Origin of the sequence: Streptomyces prasinopilosus, assembly GCF_001419695.1 — a bacterium.
In the GTDB taxonomy this organism is placed as follows: domain Bacteria; phylum Actinomycetota; class Actinomycetes; order Streptomycetales; family Streptomycetaceae; genus Streptomyces; species Streptomyces prasinopilosus.
Window position 1 is genome coordinate 1 of sequence record NZ_LIRG01000098.1, and the last position, 6682, is coordinate 6682.

The 6682-nt window shown below is 72.7% G+C and carries 8 protein-coding genes; 3 read left to right on the forward strand and 5 right to left on the reverse strand.

The window, feature by feature from the left end; translation table 11 throughout:
- The coding region (locus tag AOK18_RS05485; RefSeq protein WP_055693571.1) for an adenosine deaminase at positions 1-1092 on the forward strand (1092 nt) is incomplete at its 5' end.
- A gap of 141 nt (positions 1093-1233) precedes the next feature.
- Entirely contained in the window at positions 1234-1521 is a 288-nt protein-coding gene (locus tag AOK18_RS05490; protein WP_055693572.1) for a hypothetical protein, read from the forward strand.
- Positions 1522-1630: 109 nt separating this feature from the next.
- On the opposite strand, the gene AOK18_RS05495 is transcribed toward AOK18_RS05490, so the two are convergent.
- The 5 genes from AOK18_RS05495 to afsQ1 form a co-directional block, all read right to left on the reverse strand.
- Positions 1631-1834, reverse strand: a complete 204-nt coding sequence (locus AOK18_RS05495) for a PspC domain-containing protein (RefSeq protein WP_055693573.1) — start codon at positions 1832-1834, stop codon at positions 1631-1633.
- A gap of 149 nt (positions 1835-1983) precedes the next feature.
- Entirely contained in the window at positions 1984-2565 is a 582-nt protein-coding gene (locus AOK18_RS05500; RefSeq protein WP_055570890.1) for a VanZ family protein, read from the reverse strand.
- 206 nt (positions 2566-2771) lie between these two features.
- Positions 2772-3416, reverse strand: a complete 645-nt coding sequence (locus AOK18_RS05505; protein ID WP_055693574.1) for a hypothetical protein — start codon at positions 3414-3416, stop codon at positions 2772-2774.
- Positions 3413-5065, reverse strand: coding sequence for an ATP-binding protein (locus AOK18_RS05510; protein WP_420865581.1), 1653 nt, complete (start codon positions 5063-5065; stop codon positions 3413-3415). The genes AOK18_RS05505 and AOK18_RS05510 overlap by 4 nt, the downstream gene beginning before the upstream one ends.
- A gap of 107 nt (positions 5066-5172) precedes the next feature.
- Positions 5173-5850 (reverse strand): two-component system response regulator AfsQ1, encoded by a 678-nt coding sequence (gene afsQ1 / locus AOK18_RS05515; protein ID WP_029394402.1) that lies wholly within the window; start codon positions 5848-5850, stop codon positions 5173-5175.
- Between the two features lie 266 nt (positions 5851-6116).
- On the opposite strand from afsQ1, the gene AOK18_RS05520 reads away from it, so the two are divergent.
- Positions 6117-6682 (forward strand): SigE family RNA polymerase sigma factor (locus AOK18_RS05520; RefSeq protein ID WP_055693576.1); only part of this gene is annotated, 566 nt, incomplete at its 3' end.

Below are 6682 nucleotides of genomic sequence, written 5' to 3' on the forward strand. Positions count from 1 at the left end.
CTGCACGACCACCTCGACGGCGGCCTGCGTCCCGGCACCGTCGTCGACCTGGCCCGGGAGGCCGGGTACTCCTCGCTCCCCGAGACCGAACCGGACAAGCTCGGCCTCTGGTTCCGGGAGGCCGCCGACTCCGGTTCCCTGGAGCGCTACCTGGAGACGTTCTCGCACACCGTCGGCGTCATGCAGACCCGGGACGCCCTGGTGCGGGTCGCCGCCGAGTGCGCCGAGGACCTGGCCGCGGACGGTGTCGTCTACGCCGAGGTGCGCTACGCGCCCGAGCAGCACCTGGAGGGCGGGCTGACCCTCGAAGAGGTCGTCGAGGCGGTCGACGAGGGCTTCCGGCAGGGGGAGCGGCGGGCCAGGGAGGACGGCCACCGCATCCGCGTCGGCGCGCTGCTCACCGCCATGCGGCACGCGGCCCGCGCCCTGGAGATCGCCGAACTCGCCAACCGGTACCGGGACCTGGGCGTCGTCGGCTTCGACATCGCGGGCGCCGAGGCCGGTTACCCTCCCACCCGTCACCTCGACGCCTTCGAGTACCTGAAGCGCGAAAATAATCATTTCACGATCCACGCCGGTGAGGCCTTCGGGCTGCCGTCCATCTGGCAGGCCCTCCAGTGGTGCGGTGCCGACCGGCTCGGGCACGGGGTGCGCATCATCGACGACATCCAGGTGCACGACGACGGCACCGTCGAACTCGGCCGGCTCGCCTCCTACGTCCGGGACAAGCGCGTCCCGCTGGAGCTGTGCCCCAGCTCCAACCTCCAGACCGGGGCGGCGTCCTCCTACGCCGAGCACCCCATCGGGCTGCTGCGCCGGCTGCACTTCCGGGCCACGGTGAACACCGACAACCGGCTCATGTCGCACACGAGCATGAGCCAGGAGTTCGAGCACCTGGTCGAGGCATTCGGCTACACACTCGACGACCTGCAGTGGTTCACCGTCAATGCGATGAAATCGGCGTTCATTCCTTTCGATGAACGGCTCGCCATGATCAATGACGTCGTCAAGCCCGGTTATGCCGAGCTGAAATCCGAATGGCTGTTCCGGCAGACCGCCCCCACCAGCGGTTCCGTCGACCCGGAGGGGTGAGCGGGAGAACTCCGGGGATTCGGGAAAGCGGGCTTCGTCCGCCCTTCCCCCGCATTCCGGTGTTTGCGGTCGGCGGCTCCGTCTGATTACGGTCGCCGAACCGCTCACATCCCCGTACCCCATTCTCGAGGGAACATCTTCATGAAGCATTCTGCCGCCAAGACCCTCGGCGTCGCCGCGCTCGGTGCCGCCTTCGCCGCCGCCGGCGCGGGTGCCGCCACCGCCGCCCCGGCCGTCCCGGACGCCCTCCCGGCGCTGGACACCGCCACCCAGAGCCTTCCGGCGGAGCAGCTCTCCGGCGCGCTCCCGGAAGCGGGGCAGGCGGTGGAGACCGGGCAGCAGCTCGCCGACGGTCCGGCGCAGCCGGTCGCCGGCATGCTCGGAGGCATGCCGCTGCAGGGCTCCGTCAACGGCTTCCCCATCGGCTGACGTCCCGGGAGGGTCCCGCCCGGGCCTGGAGCCCGGCGGACCCGCGACCTGTGGGGCGCCCCCGGCCCGGGGGCGCCCCACAGGCGTGTGCACGGGGAGGACGCGGGCCTCACCAGGCGCTCGTCCGGACCTTGTGCTCCGAGGGGAACAGGATCCACAGCGCCAGGTAGAGCAGGAACTGCGGACCGGGCAGCAGGCACGAGGCCAGGAAGACGACCCGCACCGTGGTCGCGGAGGTGCCGTAGCGGCGGGCCAGCGCGGCGCACACGCCGCCGATCACGCGGTTGTCGGTGGGGCGGGTGAGGCGGGACATCGTGAACTCCTTCGCGGTCGTGCCGGTGAGCGGCCCACGGGTGCCGGGGGTCCGGGAACGACTCCGGGACCGGTACGGGGCCCTCCTGCGGGCCCGGGTCCGGAGCCGTTCCGGCCGGTTTCCGTGCGGCTGCTCCTGTGCACTCCACGTTACGGAGACGAAGGGGGCAAAGCGTCACTCCAGGGGGCGATCCCGACCCTGGCGATCGTCGGGGTCCGACCCTGAGCCGGCTCCTCCCGGGGGATCTCCGTCCCCACGCGCTGCAGGGCCCGCCGGCGCAGCCAGGCGCGACCAGCCGGCACCAGGGCGGCATGCGCGAGGGCCGCCCCCAGGGTGTTCAGCATCAGCGCGTCGACGTCCACGACTCGGCCCGGCACCCCCGTCTGCAGCATCTCGATGCCCAGCGACAGCAGCGCCGCCGCGGTCATGGTGCGGATCAGCGAACCCACCGGCGAGACGGCCAGCCTGCCCCCCGTCATCGGCAGCAGCACGCCGAGCGGCGCGAACAGCGCCAGTCCCTCGGCGACCCGGCGGACCCCCGTCGCCCAGCCCAGCGCGAAGTCCGCCCGGATGCCGTGGAAGGGGTGCAGGTTGGAGGGCACCACCCAGGGGACGTGCAGAGGGCGCAGCGTGCACCAGGCGACGAACACGAGATACGCGGCCAGGAGGAGACCTCCTGTCACACGGACACGGAACGCGGCGGTGCCGCCGACGGGGCCTTGACGCTGCACGAACCCCTAGACGCGGCCCCCGGCGGGATCGGTTCCGCGCGGGACCCCGGTGGCCGGATGAGTCGTGCGCCACAGTTCCGCCCGCGGACCGGGCGCGGAACGGGTACGGGCAGGCGGGGCGCGGAACGGGTGCGGCGCGGGCGCACACCGCCCGTTCCGCGCCCGGAGCGGGCGATGCCCCCCGGAGGTGTCGTCCCCCCGGGGCCTCACCCGCCGGTGACCACCGTGGACGGGGGCTCCGTGCTGCCCGGCCGGGCCCGGACCTCGTCCGTGCACCGGTAGCGGCGGGCCCGCTCGTCGTCCCGGCCGCCCAGGATCACCGAACCGTCGCCCTCGGCCGCCGCCGAGTCGGAGAACGTGCAGACGATCTGCGCGAGCGCGTAGGACGTCAGGTTCTCCGGCGGGACGCTCAGCCGCAGCGTGTCCTGGGGGTCGCCGGGCCGCGGACCGCTCACGGTCATCCCGCCCCGCACGTTCGTGGTGTACCCGGCCTCCTTCTCGGCGGCCGCCGGCGGCGCCGAGAGCTGGTCCAGCAGCCCCTGCGCGACCCGGACGCGCCGCTGACCGGAGTCCGCCGTCCCCTCCGGCATCCGTACCGTCCGGTCGACGGCCACCAGGGACGAGCCGCAGCGCAGGAACACCTGGGCCGGCAGGCCCTGCGCGGGCGCCGGGGCGGCGTCCGCCTCGGTCTGCGAGCAGCGCACCCGGGAGGGCGCCGGACCGAAGTCGGTCGGTATCTCGGTGGCCCGTATCCCGCACCCCGCGAGCAGCACACCGAGCACGGTGACGCCGAGCAGTCCGGGGAGGCGGCCCGCGCGCACCGGTCGTCCGTTCGTCGGCCGTCGGTTCATCGCGCGTCACCCCCGGCGTTCTCCCGCCGGGGGCGGCCCCCGCGCTCCCGCGCGTCCCCCTCGGCGTCCTCCTCCGTCAGCGCGGAGACGTCGCGCGGCAGCCGCAGCGTGAACACCGCGCCGCCCCCGGGAACGTTGGCCGCGGTGATCTCGCCGCCGTGGGCGTGGGCGTTCTCCAGCGCGATGGACAGGCCGAGCCCACTGCCCTCGGAACGCGGCCGGGAGGCACTGGCCTTGTAGAAGCGGTCGAAGACGTGCGGCAGGACGTCCTCGGGGATGCCCGGTCCCTGGTCCCGCACCTCGATGATCACCGTGCCTCCGCCTCCGTCCTCGGCGCCGGTTCCGGGTTCCGTCCCGCCGCCCGCGGCGTCGTCCGTCACCGCCCCGGCGCCGCCCGCGCGGTCGCTCCCGCTCCCGTGCACGTCCTCGGCCGCGTTCTCCTCCCGCACCGACACCCGCACCGGGGAGCCGCCGTGCTTGAGCGCGTTGCCGATGAGGTTGGCGAGGATCACGTCCAGCCGGCGGGGGTCGATCCGGGCGTGGATGCCGCGCTCCGCGTCCAGTTCGACCGCGTCCAGCCAGGCGCGGGCGTCGATGCAGGCGGTGATCTGGTCGGCGATGTCGACGTCGTCGAGGACGAGGCGGGCGGTGCCCGCGTCGAAGCGGGTGACCTCCATCAGGTTCTCGACCAGGTCGTTGAGCCGCCGCGTCTCACTGACCACGAGCCGCACGGCGGGCTCGATCATCGGGTCGATCCCGCCGCCCTCGAACTCCAGCTCCTCCTCGAGGACTTCCGTCACGGCCGTGATCGCGGTCAGCGGGGTGCGCAGTTCGTGGCTCATGTCCGCGACGAACCGGCGGGACGCCTCGTCCCGGGCGGCCATGTCGGCCACCCGTTTCTCCAGGGCCTCGGCCGCCTTGTTGAACGTCCGTGACAGGTCGGCCAGTTCGTCGGTCCCCGACACCTGCAGCCGGGTGTCCAGCTTGCCCTCGCCGAGCCGCCGGGCGGCCGTCCCGAGCCGCTGCACCGGCTTCAGCACGGTCGTCGCCAGGGCCTGCGCCAGCAGCGCGGAGCCGATCAGCGCGAGCCCGGTGGCGATCCCCAGCGACCAGGCGAGCGAGTTGAGGTCCTTGGCCTCGGGCTCCAGCGACTTGAGCAGGTAGCCGGTCGGCCCGCCGCCGATCGTCCGGGTGCCCGCCACCAGGTAGGGGGTGTCGCCGTCGACGATCCGCTGCCAGTACAGGTGGTACGCGTACTTGTTGGTCGAGGTGATCTTCTGCCGTTCGTTCACGGCCTCGCGCAGCGAGACCGGCACGTCCTGCAGCGAGAAGCCGCTCAGCCCGCCCGAACCGCCGTACACGGTGCGGCCCTGCGGGTCCTCGGCGATCAGCAGCACCGAGAACCGCTGGCTGCTGTTGGCCATCTGGTCCGCGGTGTACTGCAGTTCCTCCTGCGTCGGCCGCTCGGGCAGCGCACCCGCCCGGTTCTGCATCTCCTGCTCGAAGTCGCCCAGGACCGCGTCCTGGGCGCGGGTGAGCACCGCCTCGCGGTTGAGCCAGTACGCGATGCCCGACGCGGACACCGCGGCGGTGAGCGCGACCAGGCCGAAGACGACGACGAGCCGCAGCCGCAGGCTGGTGAAGCGCAGCCGGGACCAGACGCCCCCGCGGGCCGCGGACCAGCCGCGGGCCCCGTCGTGGTGTTCCCGGTGCTCCTCGCGCTCGCGCCGTTCCCGTGAATCCTGTTGCTTCTGTGTCACTGAGGCGGGTCCAGCCGGTAGCCCACACCCCGGACCGTGCGGATCAGCGTCGGGGACGACGGCACGTCCTCGACCTTGGCGCGCAGCCGCTGCACGCAGGCGTCCACGAGCCGCGAGTCGCCCAGGTAGTCGTGCTCCCACACCAGCCGCAGCAACTGCTGCCGGGACAGCGCCTGGCCGGGGCGACGGCTCAGTTCGAGCAGCAGGCGCAGCTCGGTCGGGGTCAGCTGCAGGTCCTCGCCGTTCTTCGTCACGGTCATCGCCGAGCGGTCGATGACCAGGCTGCCGAAGCTCGCCGAGTCGCTGGACTCCCGCTCCCCGCGGCGCAGCACCGCCCGGATCCGGGCGTCCAGCACCCTGCCCTGCACGGGTTTGACCACGTAGTCGTCGGCACCGGACTCCAGGCCGACCACGACGTCGATGTCGTCGTTGCGCGCGGTCAGCAGGATGATCGGCAACTGGTCGGTGCGCCGGATGCGCCGGCACACCTCGAATCCGTCGATGCCGGGCAGCATCACGTCCAGCACGATCAGATCCGGCCGCTGCTCGCGCAGCAGCTTCAGACCGTCCTCACCACTGGCAGCGGTCGCCACACGGTGGCCCTGGCGCGTCAGGGAGAGCTCCAGGGCCGTGCGGATGGCGTCGTCGTCCTCGATCAGCAACAGGGAAGGCACGGTCTCATTCTGGCCCATGGAGGGCTCCCTGTTCGACCCGTGGGGGCAGATGCCCGTTGGGACCTGATAAGAGCGGCTACGTGCGCCGACACCCGTGGAGAGGGCGGGGCGGCGGAGGCTCCCCGTCCCGGGCGGCTCCTGTGACAGGCCTGTGACAGTCGGCGGACACGGCGATGAAGTCGCCCCGGAAGGATTCTCGTCATCGCCAGGACGGCGAGCGGCACCGCAAGACGAACACACCGGAAGTCCACGACGGGGGGCGCGAGATGAACACGCTGCACGGCACCGGCAACAGCGCGGTTGTCACGCGTCTGCACGACGTGCACCGGGGTGGGGAGAAGACCGGTGCCGCGACCAAGCGGGGGTGCGGTCGCGGCACCGGGCGTCACACCGGCTTCATGACGGTGATCGACGCGCCCACGGGGGGTACGGGGGAAACGCACGGGGGAAGCGCGTACGGGGAGGAGCAGGGGGAGCGTCGCTCGCTGCCGGAGGCGGAGTTCACCGCCTACGTCCGGGAGCGGCGCGCCTCCCTGTACGCGACCGCCTACCACCTGACCGGCGACCGCTTCGAGGCCGAGGACCTGCTGCAGAGCGCCCTGTTCTCGACCTACCGGGCGTGGGACCGGATCAGTGACAAGGCCGCGGTCGGCGGGTACCTCCGCCGCACCATGACCAACCTGCACATCAGCGCGTGGCGCCGCCGCAAGCTGAACGAGTACCCGACCGAGGAACTGCCGGAGACGGTGGGCGACACGGACGCGATGCGCGGCACCGAACTGCGCGCGGTCCTGTGGCAGGCGCTGGCGCGGCTGCCACAGGACCGCGCGCA